The sequence below is a fragment of the Vibrio sp. QJM3NY_27 genome (assembly GCF_057785955.1).
The window spans coordinates 3,001,723-3,020,739 of the sequence record NZ_CM173511.1; the positions used below are offsets into that span (position 1 = coordinate 3,001,723).

Genomic DNA, 19,017 nt, shown 5'->3' on the forward strand with positions numbered 1-19,017 from the left:
GTCCTAAAATACGTTGACAAAAAAAGCCCCGCATAAAATATGCGAGGCTTCCTATTCTTTCAAAGCGGATGTTCCTTTCAAACACCCGCTCTATAAACCATTAGCTTATAGCTCTTCGTTTTCTTCTTCTTTCTCTGCGCCTTTCTCTTCAAGAACAGCAGGAGTCAGTAGCAATTCACGAAGCTTAGTGTCAAGTTCCAGAGCGATCTCTGGGTTTTCACGTAGGTGCTTACAAGAGTTCGATTTACCTTGGCCGATCTTGTCGCCTTTGTAGCTGTACCAAGCGCCCGCTTTCTCTACTAGCTTATTCTTAACACCTAAATCGATAAGCTCACCTTCGCGGTTGAAGCCTTTACCGTAAAGGATTTGAGTTTCAGCTTGTTTGAATGGTGCAGCAATCTTGTTCTTAACAACCTTGATACGAGTCTCGTTACCAACAACTTCATCACCATCTTTGATTGCACCAGTACGGCGAATATCAAGACGAACAGATGCGTAGAACTTAAGTGCATTACCACCGGTTGTTGTTTCTGGGTTACCGAACATTACACCAATTTTCATACGAATTTGGTTAATGAAGATAGCCATACAGTTAGACTGTTTAAGGTTACCTGTCAGCTTACGCATTGCTTGAGAAAGCATACGTGCTTGAAGACCCATGTGGCTATCGCCCATCTCGCCTTCGATCTCAGCTTTAGGTGTTAGTGCAGCAACCGAGTCAATAACAAGAACATCGATAGCACCTGAACGAGCCAGTGCATCACAGATTTCTAGAGCTTGTTCACCGGTATCAGGTTGAGATACAAGCAAAGCATCGATATCAACACCCAACTTTTGAGCGTAGATAGGGTCAAGTGCGTGTTCCGCATCCACGAATGCACACGTTTTACCCACTCTCTGCGCTGCAGCAATAAGCTCAAGCGTTAGCGTTGTTTTACCTGATGATTCTGGACCGTAAACTTCAACGATACGTCCCATCGGTAAGCCACCAGCACCTAGTGCGATATCTAGAGATAGAGAGCCTGTAGAAATAGTTTCTACGTCCATTGTGCGGTTATCACCAAGACGCATGATAGAACCTTTACCAAATTGCTTTTCAATCTGACCAAGGGCTGCAGCTAACGCTTTTTGTTTATTCTCGTCCATTTCTATCTCCACATAATCGGTTGTCTCAACAAGCGACTTAGAATCTATTTCTAACCCACAAGGGGTGACTAATTGGCTTTTATTATACTGTTGATTCATACAGTGTCTATACCTGTATGAAAATAATTTGTACAAATGTTACTTGTCTTCCATTGATAGGTAATCATAAATAACTTGTAGGGCATGGTGCGTAGCTTGTTGGCGTACTTGTGATCTATCGCCTGTAAATACATGCGTTCCTACTTTGTTCCACCCATTTACTGCTTTCCAAGCAAAACACACAGTCCCTACGGGTTTATCTTCCGTGCCGCCGCCCGGGCCAGCAATACCGCTGATAGACACAGAAATAGTGCCGTTTGAATGTTGTAGCGCCCCGTGAGCCATTTCTATAACCACTGGCTCACTCACAGCACCAAACTCAACTAAGGTTTCAAGCTGAACACCGATCATCTCTTGTTTCGCTTCATTACTGTAGGTCACAAAAGCACGGTCAAACCATGCGGAGCTCCCTGCGATATCCGTTACCGCGCTAGCAACACCACCGCCAGTGCAAGATTCAGCCGTCACTAATACATGTTTATACTTCGCAAGTAAGTGTCCGAGTTTTTCACTAAGAGCTTGAGTCGTCTGCATCTTTGGCTTCCCTTATCTAGATGTATATCATTTGGATTTGCATCTTTTCGCATGTGTCGCTTTTCGCACGAAACGCTTTCACGTATCCTAAGCCGCAATAGAAATAAACGAAAGAAGTTAACTGTGAAAGCCGATCAAAAACATACTCCTATGATGCAGCAGTACCTAAAACTAAAAGCAGAAAATCCAGAAATTTTGCTGTTCTACCGCATGGGAGATTTCTACGAGCTTTTCTACGATGATGCAAAAAAAGCCTCTCAACTCCTCGATATTTCGCTAACCAAACGTGGCTCTTCAAATGGTGAGCCTATTCCTATGGCGGGTGTTCCATACCACGCCGTTGAAGGTTACCTTGCGAAGTTAGTGCAGTTGGGCGAGTCCGTAGCGATTTGTGAGCAGATTGGTAATCCAGCAACTTCAAAGGGCCCGGTTGATCGCGCTGTCGTAAGAATTGTGACTCCGGGAACCGTAACCGACGAAGCATTGCTTTCTGAGCGTGTTGATAACCTGATTGCATCCATTTACCACCACAATGGTAAATTCGGCTACGCGACGCTTGATATTACTTCTGGCCGATTCCAGCTATGTGAGCCGGAAACCGAAGAAGCAATGGCGGCAGAGCTACAAAGAACGTCACCACGTGAACTGCTATTCCCTGAAGATTTCGAACCTGTAAATTTGATGGCAAGTCGTAATGGCAATCGCCGTCGCCCGGTATGGGAATTTGAATTAGATACAGCGAAGCAGCAACTGAATCAACAATTTGGTACTCGTGACTTAGTTGGCTTTGGTGTTGAAAGCGCAAAACTAGGTTTATGCGCTGCGGGTTGTCTGATCCAATACGTTAAAGATACGCAACGTACTGCCCTTCCGCATATCCGTTCACTCACAATGGATAAGCAAGATCATTCCGTGATCCTTGATGCGGCTACTCGCCGTAATTTAGAAATCACCCAAAATCTTAGTGGCGGCACTGATAACACCCTATCTGAAGTGCTTGACCACACCGCGACGGCTATGGGTAGCCGTATGCTTAAGCGTTGGTTACATCAACCCATGCGTAATATTTCGGCTCTTGACCAACGTTTAGATGCGATTGGTGAAATGAAAGATCTGGCTCTATTTACAGAGTTACAACCAACGCTGAAACAGATCGGTGATATCGAGCGTATTCTTGCTCGTCTTGCCCTTCGCTCCGCACGTCCTCGTGATATGGCACGACTTCGCCAAGCAATGGAATACCTACCAGAGCTTGCTGAAACGCTAACGCAACTTAAACACCCATACCTAACTCAGCTTGCTCAGTATGCTTCGCCTGTGGATGAAGTATCTGAACTGCTTGAGCGTGCGATCAAAGAGAACCCACCCGTGGTTATCCGCGATGGTGGTGTGATAGCAGAAGGCTACAACGCCGAGCTAGATGAATGGCGCGACCTTGCTGCAGGTGCAACCGAGTTTCTGGATAAGCTTGAACAAGAAGAACGTGAACGTCACGGTATCGACACGCTTAAAGTTGGCTACAACAACGTCCACGGTTTCTTCATTCAGGTAAGCCGCGGACAAAGCCATCTTGTGCCACCACACTATGTTCGCCGCCAAACGCTGAAAAATGCAGAACGTTACATTATTCCTGAACTGAAAGAGCATGAAGACAAAGTTCTCAGCTCTAAATCGAAAGCTCTAGCTATCGAGAAGCAGTTGTGGGAAGAGTTGTTTGATTTATTATTGCCTTATTTAGAGCGACTACAAAACATTGCATCTTCAGTCTCCCAGCTTGATGTTCTACAAAACTTAGCTGAACGTGCAGACACCCTTGATTACTGTCGTCCAACAATGACAGAGTCTGCTGGTGTACAAATTCAGGCGGGTCGTCACCCCGTTGTTGAGCAAGTGATGGACGAACCTTTCATTGCTAACCCTATCGATCTCAACGATCAACGTAAGATGCTGATCATCACTGGTCCAAACATGGGTGGTAAGTCGACCTACATGCGTCAGACCGCACTCATTGCGCTGATGGCTCATATCGGTTGTTATGTACCAGCAGAAAGCGCGACGATTGGCTCTATCGACCGTATCTTTACGCGTATTGGCGCATCGGATGATTTAGCTTCGGGTCGTTCAACCTTCATGGTTGAGATGACAGAGACCGCGAATATTCTGCACAACGCAACACCAAATAGCCTTGTGTTAATGGATGAAATCGGTCGTGGTACCAGCACTTATGATGGCCTATCATTGGCTTGGGCAAGTGCGGAATGGCTAGCTAATCAAATCAATGCGATGACACTGTTTGCAACGCACTACTTTGAGCTAACTGAACTACCAAACCAAATACCAACCTTAGCGAACGTACACTTAGATGCGGTTGAACATGGCGACAGCATTGCCTTTATGCACGCAGTTCAAGAAGGTGCAGCAAGTAAATCTTACGGCCTTGCGGTTGCAGGATTGGCTGGCGTACCTAAAGCGGTGATCAAAAACGCACGTGCGAAACTGACTCAGCTAGAAGCATTGAGTATCAACTCTCCGACATCAAAGCCAAGTGGCGTTGATATCGCCAACCAACTGAGCTTGATACCTGAGCCGAGTGAAGTAGAACAAGCACTCGCAAATGTTGATCCAGATGATCTGACACCTCGCCAAGCGTTAGAAGAACTCTACCGTTTGAAGAAGTTGCTTTAGTCTCTTTCCAAGTAGCTTGTTATTGCCGTTTGTGATTTTGATTAGACGGCATGAAATACCAAAGCCACAAACAAAAAAACGCTGACTTAAAGTCAGCGTTTTTATTTGTCTTCTATTTAGATTAGAGAAGCATCACTTGTTCAATTAGTCGTTTTCTACGTTGAACAGGTTTTCCATATTCAGACCTTGCTTGATAAGAATCTCACGTAGACGGCGAAGACCTTCAACTTGGATTTGACGAACACGTTCACGAGTCAGGCTGATTTCACGTCCTACTTCTTCTAATGTTGACGGTTCATAGCCAAGTAATCCAAAGCGACGTGCAAGCACCTCTTTCTGCTTAGGATTCAGCTCATCAAGCCAGAAAATCAACGAGTTCTTGATATCGCTATCTTGAGTTGAAACCTCAGGATCTGAATTGTTGATGTCTGGAATAATATCCAACAGTGCTTTCTCACCATCACCACCAATTGGCGTATCAACAGAGCTAACTCTTTCGTTTAGACGAAGCATCTTGCTCACATCACCAACAGGCTTATCTAACTTAGAAGCAATTTCTTCCGCCGTTGGTTCATGATCAAGTTTTTGTGATAGCTCTCTTGCGGTACGCAGGTAGATGTTCAGCTCTTTCACAACATGGATTGGCAAACGGATAGTGCGAGTCTGATTCATTAACGCACGTTCAATGGTTTGACGAATCCACCATGTCGCGTAAGTTGAGAAGCGGAAACCACGTTCTGGGTCAAATTTCTCTACGGCGCGAATCAAACCTAGGTTGCCTTCTTCAATAAGATCAAGAAGTGCAAGACCACGGTTACTATAACGACGTGAAATTTTTACCACTAAACGCAGGTTACTTTCGATCATGCGTTTACGTGCTGCTTCATCACCGCGTAGAGCTCGTCGTGCATAAAGCACTTCTTCTTCAGCGGTTAGTAGTGGTGAGAAACCGATTTCGCCTAGATAAAGCTGAGTAGCATCTAAACTTTTAGACGTAACTTCAACTTCTTCTTTCGCTTCGGTTTTCTTTTTGACTGTTCGTTTTGCTTTTCCAAGAGCTTCCGGTTCCGTGGTTGCTTGGTTAAGATCGAACTCTTCTTTGGTTACTGCATTGCTTATACTCATAACGCCTCCCCCTGGCGAAATTAGCATGACATCACAACTTGATATGTCGCTAAATGACTATGTCACTCCATACAATACGTAATTTTTGCATATTGTATTTAAGGTAAATATCGTTTTGGATTAACCGATTTACCTTGGTAACGAATCTCAAAGTGCAGCCTAACACTGCTGGCTCCAGAGCTTCCCATAGTTGCAATCTTCTGCCCTGGTTTCACACTTTGCCCTTCAGATACTAATAGTCGGTCGTTATGCGCGTATGCACTTAAGTAATTATCATTGTGCTTCACAATCACTAGATTGCCGTAGCCTCGTAGTGCATTACCCGAATAAACAACCGTTCCCCCTGCAGTAGATACTATTGGCTGACCTCGCTGTCCTGCTATGTCGATGCCTTTATTTCCTTGTTCGCCTACAGAGAAATTCTTGATTACTCTCCCTTTAGTTGGCCATAACCATTTGGATACTTTATCACTTGTTGGTTTGGTGGACGGTGTAACATTCTGTTTACCTTTAGAACCAACATACTCCTTTGATTTGGATTGTTCAACCTTCTTTGGTGGATCTTTTTTCACCACTTTGGTGGTAGTTTGAGCTGGAGCAGGTTTAGAGTTTTTACTCTTCTGTGGCGTAGTTTTCGGTTTACTTGCCGCAGATGAAGTTGTGGATGCCGCGACAGGCGCCGCAACGGCTGCAACCGCTACTGTTGATTTACCATACGCTGGCGCATTGTAACTCGGGCGCCACAACTTAAGCTTCTGCCCCGGGTGGATAGTGTAAGGAGCAGCGAGTTTGTTATAACCGATGAGGTCTTTAACGTCTTTATTGGTGACATAAGCAATGAAGTAAAGGGTGTCGCCTTTTTTTACTTCATAGTAACTGCCGCGATAACTACCACGATCAATCGATGAGTAATTCTTGTTTAGGCTTGAAACGGGCGCAGGTGAATTCGCCGCACACCCAACAAGTGCACAACTAAGCAATAAAGTACTTCCTTTTAACAACTTCGAACGCATCGACTCTCTATCCATCTACACCATTAGTCTTTTATTAAGCTAGCTCACCAGGGACGAGAGGTACAAATCTCACCATCTCGATAACACTCGATAAAAACTCGTCACCATGGCGAACAATTTTCAACAATTGCTGTTCGTCATCACCGACAGGAATCAATAAGCGACCACCATCTTTCAGCTGTTGCAAAAGCGCTTGAGGAATCGACTCTGCAGCAGCAGTTACGATAATCGCATCAAAAGGGGCTTTCGAAGACCATCCTTGCCAGCCATCACCGTGCTTGGTTGAAATATTGTAGAAATCGAGCTGTTTAAGACGACGCTTGGCATCCCATTGCAATGATTTAATTCTTTCAACCGAATACACATGATCAACCAGTTGAGCCAAGACCGCCGTTTGATAACCTGAGCCGGTTCCGATTTCTAAAACACGGCTATCTTGCTGTAATTCTAGCAACTCTGTCATCTTAGCAACAATGTAAGGCTGAGAAATCGTCTGGCCCTGTCCGATAGGAAGCGCATTATTATCATAAGCTTGATGATACATCGCCTGTGATAAAAAGCTCTCTCTCGGCAGTTGATAAATAGCATCAAGAACCTTTTGATCCTGAATGCCATTTTCAATCAGAAAAGTAATTAAGCGCTCTGCATGCGGATTACTCACTTACTTCTCCTCTAACCATGTTGTCATCGCACCCAACGACTCGTGCGCAGTCAGGTCAACTTGTAACGGTGTTACCGATACAAAGCCATGCTCGATAGCGTAAAAATCCGTGCCTTCGCCGGCATCTTGCTCTTTTCCCGGAGGACCAAGCCAATAGATATCATGACCTCGTGGGTCTTTTTGCTTAATCATATCTTCAGCATGATGACGAGCACCTAAGCGTGTAACCTGAGTACCAGACAACTGTTCTAAAGCTAAATCAGGGATATTGACGTTTAACAGTCGATTGGTTGGGATTGGGTTTACTAAATGTTGTTCGACGATACGACGAGCAATAGCCGCCGCTGTCTTAAAATGTTTTTTACCCACCAGAGAAAACGCCACCGATTGAACGCCTAAAAAGTGCCCTTCCATTGCAGCTGCCACTGTGCCTGAATAAAGCACATCGTCACCCAAGTTAGCACCATGATTAATACCCGTTAATACCAGATCAGGCATATCATTCTTTAACAGTTCATTTAACGCAAAATGTACACAGTCGGTCGGTGTTCCTTGTACCGAATATGTATTTTCGGTAATTTCTTGAACACGTAAAGGCTGTTCTAAAGTTAATGAATTTGAAGCGCCCGAGCGATTACGGTCAGGTGCAACAATGATAATTTCAGCAAGATCACGTAATTCATTGGCCAGCTCATGAATACCTTGAGCATGCACACCATCATCGTTGCTGAGTAAAATCTTCATCTTGTATCCTTTCTTTTGTTCCAATGCCAAGTCACTTAATTTCCGATATCAAGTGACTTCGCTCCAAGCAGAATCGTTATTGCTCGTAGCTTCTCTCTACGTGAACTTCTTCAACCAATTCACGAACAATAGCGGTTGCGAAACAACCTGCATCGAGAGAGAACTTAAGAGTGACATTATCTTCGTTCACTTCCCAAGTTAAACCCATCGGCTTCAACGAAGCTTCACGGCGATCATGGCGCATACGATTACCACAAATAAGCGCCATTAGATCCGGTTCAGCATCAAGGTGTTTCTGCTCTAGAGCTTGAGACACATCAGTCGTCGGTAACGCATTATCTCCAGCCAAAGCAACGGTAATAAACGCAGAACCGTTCGTGATATCTTGATTTACCGTTTCGATATTGTCTGCCGTCACAGCTAATTGCGCGCCGTCTTTAACGACGATATCGCCAACCAATGCCGACGCAAACGCATCTTGCTCAATACGGTCAGAAAGGATTAAGTTGTAGATCCAAGAACGAGCAGCAGAGAGGTACAAGCTGCGCTTATTTTGATTACGCGTGCGAACGTTTTCACGACCCCAACGACGAGCTTCAGATAAGTTGTTACCTTCATTACCGAAGCGCTGAGCACCGAAGTAATTTGGCACGCCTACCTGAGCAACTTTTTCTAAACGCTTTACCACATCATCGCAGTCCGTTACTTCAGACAAAGTCAGCTCAAATTGGTTGCCAATTAAATCGCCTGGACGTAACTTTTTGTTGTGACGTGCTGTCGCCAAGATCTCAATGCTTGGGTATTGTGCGAGAAAAGCAGAAAAGTCAGGTTCACCTTTTGGTAGATGCACACTCAACCACTGTTCTGTCACAGCATGACGGTCTTTCAAACCAGCCCAGCTCACGTCTTTCGACTTAACACCACACGCTTTAGCCAGCTCGTTTGCTACGAAGCTCGTGTTCTCACCAGTTTTACGAATACGCACCATTAGGTGCTCGCCTTCACCAGTAAACTCAAAACCCAAGTCTTCATTAACGACAAAGTGTTCGGCTTTTGCTTTTAGTTTTGCTTTCGCAGTTGGTTTACCGTTTAGGTAAGCCAATGAAGATAAAATATCTGACATGCTGTTCTTTTCGTGTTGGTGCTTACGCACTTTTAGTAATTAGGACCACCGCTTCACATGCGATGCCCTCTTTGCGACCTGTAAAACCTAAACGCTCAGTAGTCGTGGCTTTTACATTCACATTGCTAATGCTTGTTTCTAAATCTTGAGCAATGGCTTGGCACATAGAGTCTATATGAGGAGCCATCTTTGGAGCTTGCGCCATGATAGTAATATCCGCATTACCAATCACATAACCTTGCTCTTTTACTCGACGGTAAACATCTTTAAGTAATTCGCGGCTATCTGCGCCTTTCCATTCATCATCCGTATCAGGGAAATGACGACCAATATCACCCGCTGCAATTGAACCCAGTAAAGCATCGCATAATGCGTGCAGGGCAACATCACCGTCTGAGTGTGCGATAAGACCCTGCTCATAAGGGACACTCACGCCACCAATAATTACCGGGCCTTCACCACCAAATTTGTGTACATCAAAGCCATGGCCAATACGAATCATCATTATTCCTTATTCTGACTTAAATAGAACTCAGCCAAAGCCAAATCTTCAGGCTGAGTAATCTTAAAATTATCTGAACGCCCAGCAATCAGTGCTGGTGATAAACCTTTCCACTCAAACGCAGACGCTTCATCGGTAATTGAAACACCTTGTTGCAAGGCTTCACTCAATACTTTCCGTAAAGGCTTAGATCGGAACATCTGAGGGGTAAGCGCATGCCAGAGATCGACGCGATCGACCGTGTGTTCAATTTGTCCTTGAGCACCGCGTTTCATTGTATCGCGAACAGGCGCCGCTAAAATCGCGCCAACATCATGGGTCATAGCACCAGAGATCAGTTTGTCGATATCACTCAATTGGATACAAGGCCTAGCGGCATCATGCACCATCACCCAATCACTGAGTTGCTGTTGGGCAATATAGTCCAAAGCAGAAAGCACCGAGTCGGCTCGTTCCGTCCCGCCGGACACTCTGATCACCTGTGGATTAAGGTTAAGCGGTAATTCAGGGTAATAAGGATCATCATCACTGACCGCTACCACGATTTTAGACACCTGAGGGTGAGACAACAGTTTCTCAACGGTGTGCTCTAAAATCGTTTTACCGTGAATTTGAAGATATTGCTTGGGACGGTCGGCCTTCATTCGGCTGCCAACGCCCGCAGCGGGTACCACTGCAATAACGCTTTGAAGTTGGTTCGACATTAATGAGATTCCTCACCAATAATACGATAAAACGTTTCGCCTTCTTTCACCATTCCAAGCTCATGACGTGCGCGCTCTTCAATCGCGTCTAAGCCTTGGCGTAGATCGTCAATTTCCGCAAACATCTCAGCATTACGAAGATGAAGCTTTTCATTTACTTGCCGCTGAACTTGGATTTCGTTGTTCACACCGTAGTAATCAGAAATACCATTTTTACCGAGCCACAGTGTGTGTTGTAGCCAGCCAAACACTATGAGCAGTACTAAAGCAAAAATTCGCATAACACCTTTCGCCGGTTGAAAAAGAAGGAACTAGAATAAGGCACATATATACCATAATGAGCTTATTGGTGCGAGATATGTGGTGTCAGGGAATCAATAAGTCGGAGAATTATTGTTGTTCGAAACCTGTGATGAGATTCCCTACTCCTTCCTTCGTCAGTCTAGGGAATGACGAACTTTAGATGTAACGAGGAGGAGCTTTAGAACTTAGAGCTTCTTCCCGTCATTTTCTACAGATAAAAAAATGCCCCGCATAAGCGAGGCATTCAAAAGCATTAGTGCATAATTCTAACTAGTTGGTGCTGTAGCAAGACAACAAAGAAGATTCAGCTATGGAGCATAGTTTCCTATGTGACTTAGTGAATCTTCTGCAGTTAACGCAGCTACAGTGCCAAATAGGACGAATTATTGACCTTTAACTTCTTTAAGACCGTTGTAAGGAGCTTTAGAACCTAGAGCTTCTTCGATACGGATAAGTTGGTTGTACTTAGCAACACGGTCAGAACGGCTCATAGAACCAGTTTTGATTTGACCTGCAGCTGTACCTACCGCTAGATCAGCGATAGTTGCATCTTCAGTTTCGCCAGAACGGTGAGAGATTACTGCAGTGTAGCCAGCGTCTTTAGCCATCTTGATAGCAGCTAGAGTCTCTGTTAGAGAACCGATTTGGTTGAACTTGATAAGGATAGAGTTAGCTACGCCTTTCTCGATGCCTTCAGCAAGAATCTTAGTGTTTGTAACGAAAAGATCGTCACCAACGATTTGAAGCTTGTCGCCTAGAAGTTCAGTTTGGTGCTTGAAGCCATCCCAATCTGACTCGTCAAGACCGTCTTCGATAGAAACGATTGGGAAGTTGTTAGCTAGTTCAGCTAGGTAGTGGTTGAACTCTTCAGAAGTGAAAGTTTTACCTTCGCCCTTCATGTTGTAGATGCCAGCTTCTTTGTCGAAGAACTCAGATGCAGCACAGTCCATAGCAAGAGTAACGTCTTTACCTAGTTCGTAACCAGCAGCTGCAACAGCTTCTGCGATAACTTCTAGAGCTTCAGCGTTAGATTTAAGGTTAGGAGCGAAACCACCTTCATCACCAACTGCAGTGCTGTAGCCTTTAGACTTAAGAACTTTAGCTAGGTTGTGGAATACTTCAGCGCCGATACGCAGACCTTCTTTAAGAGTTTTAGCGCCAACTGGTTGGATCATGAACTCTTGGATGTCAACGTTGTTATCAGCGTGCTCGCCACCGTTGATGATGTTCATCATTGGTAGAGGCATAGAGAACTGACCAGCAGTACCGTTTAGCTCAGCAATGTGCTCGTATAGAGGCATGCCTTTAGCAGCAGCAGCAGCTTTTGCGTTAGCTAGAGAAACAGCAAGGATAGCGTTAGCGCCAAACTTAGACTTGTTCTCAGTACCGTCTAGGTCAAGCATAACTTGGTCAACGTCAGCTTGTGCTTTAGCGTCTTTACCAACTAGAGCGTCAGCGATTGGGCCGTTTACAGCTTCAATTGCTTTAAGAACACCTTTACCTAGGAAACGTGATTTGTCGCCGTCACGTAGCTCAAGAGCTTCGCGAGAACCAGTAGATGCGCCAGATGGAGCAGCAGCCATACCTACGAAACCGCCTTCTAGGTGTACTTCAGCTTCTACAGTTGGGTTACCACGTGAATCGATGATTTCACGACCTAGAACTTTAACGATCTTAGACATTGAATGTTTCCTTCTCGTTGAATATATAAATGTCAAATTTAAAGGTAGCAGCACAACTTACGCAGCTACCTGGATTCCTTTTTACTTTTCTAATTCGCCGCGCTGGAATTCGCCAGCCGCTTTAACGAAACCTGCAAACAATGGGTGACCATCGCGAGGTGTTGAAGTGAACTCTGGGTGGAACTGAGCAGCAACGAACCATGGGTGATTCGGGTTCTCAATAACTTCAACCAGTTTCTTGTCCGCAGATAGACCCGATACTTTTAGGCCCGCTTTTTCAATTTGTGGACGAAGATTGTTGTTCACTTCGTAACGGTGACGGTGACGTTCATGGATCGTCGCGCTACCGTATAATTCGTAAGCTTTCGTCCCTTTCGCTAGGTGACAAAGCTGTGAACCAAGACGCATTGTGCCGCCTAGGTCAGATTTTTCAGTACGCTCTTCAACTTTACCTTCGCCGTCAATCCACTCAGTGATTAGGCCAACAACAGGGTATTTAGTTTCTTTGCAGAATTCAGAAGAGTGTGCCCCTTCCATTTTCGCAACGTTACGAGCGTACTCAATAAGAGCAACTTGCATACCTAGACAGATACCTAAGTAAGGTACTTTGTTTTCACGAGCGTATTGTGCAGCAAGGATCTTACCTTCAACACCACGATCGCCAAAGCCACCAGGAACTAGGATTGCATCTAGGCCTTGTAGAATTTCTGTGCCTTTAGACTCAACATCTTGTGAATCTACATATTTAATTGTGACACTTAGGCGGTTTTTCAAGCCTGCGTGTTTCAGCGCTTCATTTACTGATTTGTATGCGTCAGGCAGTTCAATGTACTTACCAACCATACCAATCGTCACTTCACCCGTTGGGTTAGCTTCTTCGTAAATTACTTGTTCCCACTCAGACAGATCAGCTTCTGGTGCATTGATACCGAAACGCGTACATACAAGATCATCAATGCCTTGAGCACGGATTAATTGTGGGATCTTGTAGATTGAATCTACGTCTTTCATAGAGATAACGGCTTTTTCTTGTACATTACAGAAAAGAGCAATTTTCTTACGTTCGTTTGCTGGGATAACACGATCTGAACGACAAACTAGGATGTCAGGTTGAATACCGATAGACAGTAGCTCTTTTACAGAGTGTTGCGTTGGCTTAGTTTTCACTTCACCCGCAGCTGCTAGGTATGGCACTAGAGTAAGGTGCATGAACATTGCGCGTTCACGGCCTAGTTCTACTGCTAACTGACGAATCGCTTCCATGAATGGTAGAGATTCGATATCACCTACAGTACCACCAACTTCAACAAGCGCGATATCGTGGCCTTTAGCGCCAGAGATTACACGTTCTTTGATAGAGTTAGTGATGTGTGGAATAACCTGGATTGTTGCACCTAGGTAGTCACCACGACGTTCATTACGTAGAACGTCAGCATAAACACGACCTGCTGTGAAGTTGTTACGCTTAGTCATCTTGGTGCGAATGAATCGCTCATAGTGACCAAGGTCAAGGTCAGTTTCAGCGCCATCTTCCGTAACGAACACTTCACCGTGCTGAGTCGGGCTCATAGTGCCTGGATCAACGTTGATGTAAGGGTCAAGCTTCATCATAGTCACTTTAAGACCACGAGCTTCTAAAATAGCCGCAAGAGATGCTGCTGCAATACCTTTACCTAGAGAGGATACAACCCCGCCAGTAACAAAAATGTAATTTGTCGTCATGTTTAACCTGAAATTGGTTGAATGAGGGAAATGGATTACTTCTGGACGGGATGAAAATATACCAGAAGCCCCTTATCGCCACAACGTGAAATCTATCACACTGCAATTTTTTATTTTTTGCTTCAAATCAATTCATGATAAAAGCTTTGATGATCTTTTCTCCGCCACTTTGACTTCATCCCACATGGAATCAAGCTGTTGTAGAGAAAAGTCGGTCAAAATTTTATCTTGCTGACGAACTTTTTGTTCCACACCTTTAAAGCGGCGTGAAAATTTCAGATTGGCTTTATTGAGAGCCGTTTCTGGATTTTTACCCAAATGTCGCACTAAATTGACGGTAGCAAACAACAAATCACCCAGTTCTTCTTCAACTAAATCTTCGTTTGGCGTTACTTGAAGTGCTTCTTCTAGCACCTCATCAACTTCCTCTAAAACCTTATCAGCGACGGGACCAATAGAGTCCCAATCAAAGCCAAACTTCGCGACTTGCTTTTGAATCTTTGTAGCACGCGAAAGTGCAGGTAGAGAGTTTGGTATTGAGTCTAGAATACTTTCTTGAGTTTTGCCTGCCTGTGCTTTTTCTTTGGCTTTTTCAGCTTCCCAGTTCGCATTAATTTCTTCATCACTAGCAAACTCTGTATCAGAAAATACGTGTGGATGACGGCGCGTCAGCTTCTCATTGATACCGTCGACCACATCAGAGAACTCAAACAAGCCCTGCTCTTTAGCTAATTGACTGTAGAAGATCACCTGAAACAACAGGTCACCCAACTCTTCTTGTAGGTTTGGCCAATCTTTGTTGTGAATCGCATCCACCACCTCGTAGGTCTCTTCGATAGTATGCGGCACAATTGTTTCAAAATTTTGTTTTAAATCCCAAGGACAGCCACCTTCTGGATCGCGCAGCTTAGTCATAATCTGTTCAAGTTGTTCAATCGGGTGATTCATCGTTTTCTTCCTATTCACTGTCTTTGATTTTTAAATTTATAACGTCTTCTAAAACTAAAAAAGGTGAGTGGCCAAAACCACTCACCTTTGTTGATACTGTCTAATTCTCTAAATTACACATCTTTCACTACGCAGTTGTTACTTTAACAAGGCAACAAGCTTTCACGATTCCTGAGCATAGCTCGCCTATGTGATGGAACAAGAAAGCGCAGTTAAAGTGACTAATGCAACGTGAAAGTTAGCCGAGGCGTTTTACACTCATGACATCTTTGATTTGCTCTACTCGACTTGTCACTCGACTCAGAATCTCAATATTGGTCACTTCCAAATCGAAATCCATCACCGATAGCTGACGTTTATAGTCAATACGGCTCTTCATTGTCGTCACACTGACTTTTTCGTTTAAGAACAGGGATGTTATATCTTTCAACAAGCCGGTACGTTCTAACGCCTCTACACGCAGCGTTAAGATATACGAGCCGACAAAACCATCGCCCCACACAGTATCGATGATACGTTCGGGTGCATGTAGGTTAAGTTCACTTAACTGTTCGCAATCGCTACGGTGCACTGAAATACCGCGACCTTGAGTTATGTAACCTTTGATCACATCACCTGGGATTGGCTGGCAACAACGAGCCAAGTGGGTCATTAGGTTATCGACACCTTCAACGACGACGGCATCCTTTTTCGGACGACTCTGATGAGCGGGCTTATTGTCAGACTCAAGCAACTTTTCGAGCGCTTTTTTATCTTCTTCTTCCGCTGTCGGCTTGTTGACCAAAGCATTGATGTGATTAACGACTTGGTTGATACGCATATCGCCGCTACCAATACCCGCATATAGTTCATCTGGAGTATTGACGTTGAATCGTTTCAGCGCGTATTGCTCGGCATCTTTCAGCGTCGCTCCGACTCTGCCTAATTCGACTTCAAGAATATCTCGTCCGGCTTCAAGGTTTTTCTCACGACTCTGAGCGCGGAACCAGGCGTTAATTTTTGCACGAGCTCGACTTGAGTGAACAAAGCCTGTGGTCGGGTTTAACCAATCACGTGATGGATTCGGTTCTTTTTGAGTGATGATCTCAACTTGATCGCCCATCGCTAGCTTATGAGTAAACGGGACGATTCGACCTGCTACTTTGGCACCGATACAACGGTGTCCAACCATCGAGTGGATGTGGTAAGCAAAATCCAACGGTGTTGCACCCATTGGTAAATCGACCACATCACCACGAGGTGTAAAGGCATAAACACGGTCATCAAAGACTTGGCTACGCACTTCATCCAGCATTTCACCAGAATCCGACATCTCTTCTTGCCAGTCGATAAGCTTACGAAGCCAGGTGATTTTCTCATCGTAGCCACTGCGTACGCCGCTTGAAGCACCTTCTTTGTACTTCCAGTGCGCTGCAACGCCTAATTCAGAGTCTTCATGCATCTGCTTGGTACGGATCTGAATTTCAATGGTCTTGCCTTCAGGGCCAAGAACTACGGTATGAATCGATTGATAACCATTGGGTTTAGGGTTCGCCACATAGTCATCAAATTCACTTGGGAGGTGTTTATATTTGGTGTGAACCACACCTAAACCGGCATAACAGTCTTGCAGTTGGTCTGCGATAATACGCACCGCACGCACGTCAAAAAGCTCATCAAACTCTAAGCCTTTTTTCTGCATTTTACGCCAAATACTGTAGATGTGTTTTGGTCGACCGCTAACTTCAGCATTGATGCTTGAGCGATTCATTTCTGACGTTAAATCGTCAACAAAGTCAGTGATGTATTGTTCGCGCACGATACGGCGCTCAGACAGTTGTTTAGCAATCTGCTTATAGATATCGGGTTGTTGGTAGCGGAAAGCGTAATCTTCAATTTCCCACTTTAGCTGACCAATACCTAAACGGTTTGCTAGAGGTGCATAAATGTTGGCACACTCTTTTGCTGCCGCACGGCGCACAGCATCAGGGGCCTTTTTCACTTCTATGAGATTACAAATTCGCTCTGCTAGTTTGATGACGACGCAGCGGAAGTCATCCACCATTGCAAGCAGCATTCGTCGAACATTATCGACTTGACCCGAGGCAGCACTGCCTTCAAGGGTGACGTTTAGCTGGCCCAAAGCCGCCATTTCTTCCACGCCATCAATCAGCTTTACGGTTTCCTTTCCGTAACTTTCTTCAAACGCTTCACGCTCAAAAACACCGCTTGATACGACAGGGAAAAGTTGCGCTGCCACTAAAGTTGCGCGATCCATAGACAAGGTGACCAAGATTTCAATCATCTCGCGCCCACGCCAAAGCAAGAGTTCGCCTTGCTCATGATCTTTTAATAGCTCTTCACAGTGACGATAAACTTTGGTCAGTTTATTCGAGGTTTTTGCGTCTTGATTCAGTGACGCAATCCAATTATCTAGCTCAAACTGTTCGCTTGGGTTTAAATGTGCGCTTCGTACCGCAACCATCATGCCTTCCTAGTTATTATGTTTTATACCCAATTCAATATGACTAACTGATTCCAAGTTAGTTCGACTCATATTGATATCAGCGCAGGCTTCCCTGCACCTTTGTGATTCATTTTTAAGCCTTGTTTAAGGGCCTCTAAGCCTTGATAAAGAGAGCCATCGATTCTAGATGACTGGTGTGTGGGAACATGTCCAACATACCCAGCTTGGCTAATTGATAGCCTTGCTTTTCTAAGCTCTCTGAATCTCTAGCTAGAGTAGCAGGATTACACGAAACATAAACCACACGCTTCGCTCCTAACCCTGAAATTTGATCAACGATCCCACTCGCTCCAGCACGTGCTGGATCAAGTAAGATTTTATCAAATCTTTCTTTTGCCCAAGGCTGTGAAGATAGCTCTTCTTCAAGATTCGCTTGATAGAATTCTGTATTACTCAATTGATTTAAAGTTGCGTTAGATGTGGCCTGTTGAACCATTTCATCAACACCTTCAACACCCACTACAAACGCAGATTGTTGTGCAATAGGCAAACTGAAGTTCCCTAAGCCACAAAACAGGTCGAGCACTCGCTCATCGGCTTGAGGCTCTAGCCACTCAATCGCTTGAGCAACCATTTTCTGGTTCACTTTCTGGTTAACTTGGATAAAGTGGTTTGGCTCAAAAGGTAAAGTCACGCCTGTTTCGCTATAAACTGGAGCATCACCGACTAAACGAACGAGCTTGTCCGTTTCAGGCATAGTATACAACGTGGCACCTTCCGCTTTAGCGAGTGCAATCAATGCTTGCTCATCTTTCTCAACCAAAGGCTTAAGGTGACGCAGCACCATCACCGGGCCAGTATCGCCCAACACCAATTCAACGTGTCCTAAAGACGTAAGGTTGCTGAAAGTATTGAGTAAACTTTTCAGTTTTGGCAGCAATACATTAAGGCGAGGATCCAACACGGCACAATCGGTGATATTTTCAATCTGCTTACTTTGTTTCTTACGGAAACCGAACTGAAGCTGCTGTGTCTTCTTATCAACAAACAGGCTGATACGCGCGCGACGTCGATAACCGGTTTCATCACCCACAATCGGCTCAACAACTTCGGTGTTAGCCGTTTGGTATTGACTCATCAGGTGCGTCAAAGATTGCGATTTATGCTCAACCTGAGAAGCGTAACCAAGATGTTGAAGGTGACAGCCACCACACTGATTAAAGTGCTTACAGAATGGCTTTAAACGCAGCTCACTCGGTTTAAGTAATTTGATGAGTTTTGCTCGCGAAAACTTACTTTTGCTCTCAGTAAGTTGAATAACTACCTGCTCACTGGGCAATGCGCCATCAATGAAAACAGGTTTATTCTTCTGATAAGCGATGCCAGCGCCATTGTGATCCATTCGTTCAACCAAAACCGATTGATGCTTGGTCTCGAGTTGAGTTTTCTTTTTTGGTTGGAAAAAACGTGCCATTGCTTGTGCCTAATGTATCTTTTAATAAGTAATTGGTATCCAGGACTCACTATTATGTCTTGGAATCATTGTCGAACGTCACGGCTTTGATTAAGCTTACCGTTCA

The 19,017-nt window shown here is 44.6% G+C and carries 16 protein-coding genes; 1 reads left to right on the plus strand and 15 read right to left on the minus strand.

Going from position 1 to position 19,017, the window contains the following annotated elements; translation table 11 throughout:
* Nucleotides 1-105: 105 nt before the first annotated feature.
* Together recA and pncC are read right to left on the minus strand one after the other, a co-directional pair.
* Entirely contained in the window at nt 106-1,146 is a 1,041-nt protein-coding gene (gene recA, locus AC3CIA_RS13310; protein ID WP_004735435.1) for a recombinase RecA, read from the minus strand.
* Between the two features lie 138 nt (nt 1,147-1,284).
* Nucleotides 1,285-1,779 carry a nicotinamide-nucleotide amidase gene (gene pncC / locus AC3CIA_RS13315; RefSeq protein ID WP_114634004.1) on the minus strand — a complete coding sequence of 165 codons (495 nt, stop codon included), beginning with the start codon at nt 1,777-1,779 and terminating at the stop codon, nt 1,285-1,287.
* A gap of 123 nt (nt 1,780-1,902) precedes the next feature.
* Between pncC and mutS the strand changes: the two genes are divergently transcribed.
* Complete coding sequence (gene mutS / locus AC3CIA_RS13320; RefSeq protein WP_488518230.1) at nt 1,903-4,464, plus strand: DNA mismatch repair protein MutS; 2,562 nt, start codon at nt 1,903-1,905, stop codon at nt 4,462-4,464.
* 144 nt (nt 4,465-4,608) lie between these two features.
* Here the strand turns inward: mutS and rpoS are convergent, their stop codons facing one another.
* The 13 genes from rpoS to rlmD form a co-directional block, all read right to left on the minus strand.
* Nucleotides 4,609-5,589: an RNA polymerase sigma factor RpoS gene (gene rpoS, locus AC3CIA_RS13325; RefSeq protein ID WP_004735404.1), complete on the minus strand. Its 981-nt coding sequence runs from the start codon at nt 5,587-5,589 to the stop codon at nt 4,609-4,611.
* A 98-nt stretch (nt 5,590-5,687) separates the two neighbouring features.
* On the minus strand, nt 5,688-6,602 hold the full coding sequence (gene nlpD / locus AC3CIA_RS13330; RefSeq protein WP_029222472.1) for a murein hydrolase activator NlpD: 915 nt from the start codon (nt 6,600-6,602) through the stop codon (nt 5,688-5,690).
* Nucleotides 6,603-6,636: 34 nt separating this feature from the next.
* On the minus strand, nt 6,637-7,263 hold the full coding sequence (locus tag AC3CIA_RS13335; RefSeq protein WP_004735402.1) for a protein-L-isoaspartate(D-aspartate) O-methyltransferase: 627 nt from the start codon (nt 7,261-7,263) through the stop codon (nt 6,637-6,639).
* Nucleotides 7,264-8,007 (minus strand): 5'/3'-nucleotidase SurE, encoded by a 744-nt coding sequence (gene surE / locus AC3CIA_RS13340; protein WP_016795280.1) that lies wholly within the window; start codon nt 8,005-8,007, stop codon nt 7,264-7,266.
* 76 nt (nt 8,008-8,083) lie between these two features.
* Complete coding sequence (truD, locus tag AC3CIA_RS13345; RefSeq protein WP_428784432.1) at nt 8,084-9,130, minus strand: tRNA pseudouridine(13) synthase TruD; 1,047 nt, start codon at nt 9,128-9,130, stop codon at nt 8,084-8,086.
* Nucleotides 9,131-9,152: 22 nt separating this feature from the next.
* Nucleotides 9,153-9,632: a 2-C-methyl-D-erythritol 2,4-cyclodiphosphate synthase gene (ispF, locus tag AC3CIA_RS13350; protein ID WP_004735397.1), complete on the minus strand. Its 480-nt coding sequence runs from the start codon at nt 9,630-9,632 to the stop codon at nt 9,153-9,155.
* A 2-nt stretch (nt 9,633-9,634) separates the two neighbouring features.
* Complete coding sequence (gene ispD / locus AC3CIA_RS13355; RefSeq protein ID WP_017090808.1) at nt 9,635-10,336, minus strand: 2-C-methyl-D-erythritol 4-phosphate cytidylyltransferase; 702 nt, start codon at nt 10,334-10,336, stop codon at nt 9,635-9,637.
* Entirely contained in the window at nt 10,336-10,617 is a 282-nt protein-coding gene (gene ftsB, locus AC3CIA_RS13360) for a cell division protein FtsB (RefSeq protein WP_114634009.1), read from the minus strand. Before ftsB ends, ispD begins: the two co-directional genes overlap by 1 nt.
* Nucleotides 10,618-11,022: 405 nt before the next feature.
* Nucleotides 11,023-12,321 carry a phosphopyruvate hydratase gene (gene eno / locus AC3CIA_RS13365; protein WP_192889408.1) on the minus strand — a complete coding sequence of 433 codons (1,299 nt, stop codon included), beginning with the start codon at nt 12,319-12,321 and terminating at the stop codon, nt 11,023-11,025.
* Nucleotides 12,322-12,402: 81 nt separating this feature from the next.
* Nucleotides 12,403-14,043 carry a CTP synthase gene (pyrG, locus tag AC3CIA_RS13370; RefSeq protein WP_065606254.1) on the minus strand — a complete coding sequence of 547 codons (1,641 nt, stop codon included), beginning with the start codon at nt 14,041-14,043 and terminating at the stop codon, nt 12,403-12,405.
* A gap of 132 nt (nt 14,044-14,175) precedes the next feature.
* On the minus strand, nt 14,176-14,991 hold the full coding sequence (mazG, locus tag AC3CIA_RS13375; protein WP_029222469.1) for a nucleoside triphosphate pyrophosphohydrolase: 816 nt from the start codon (nt 14,989-14,991) through the stop codon (nt 14,176-14,178).
* A 238-nt stretch (nt 14,992-15,229) separates the two neighbouring features.
* Complete coding sequence (relA, locus tag AC3CIA_RS13380) at nt 15,230-17,455, minus strand: GTP diphosphokinase (RefSeq protein WP_004735390.1); 2,226 nt, start codon at nt 17,453-17,455, stop codon at nt 15,230-15,232.
* Between the two features lie 136 nt (nt 17,456-17,591).
* On the minus strand, nt 17,592-18,911 hold the full coding sequence (rlmD, locus tag AC3CIA_RS13385; RefSeq protein ID WP_146458199.1) for a 23S rRNA (uracil(1939)-C(5))-methyltransferase RlmD: 1,320 nt from the start codon (nt 18,909-18,911) through the stop codon (nt 17,592-17,594).
* Nucleotides 18,912-19,017 lie beyond the last annotated feature (106 nt).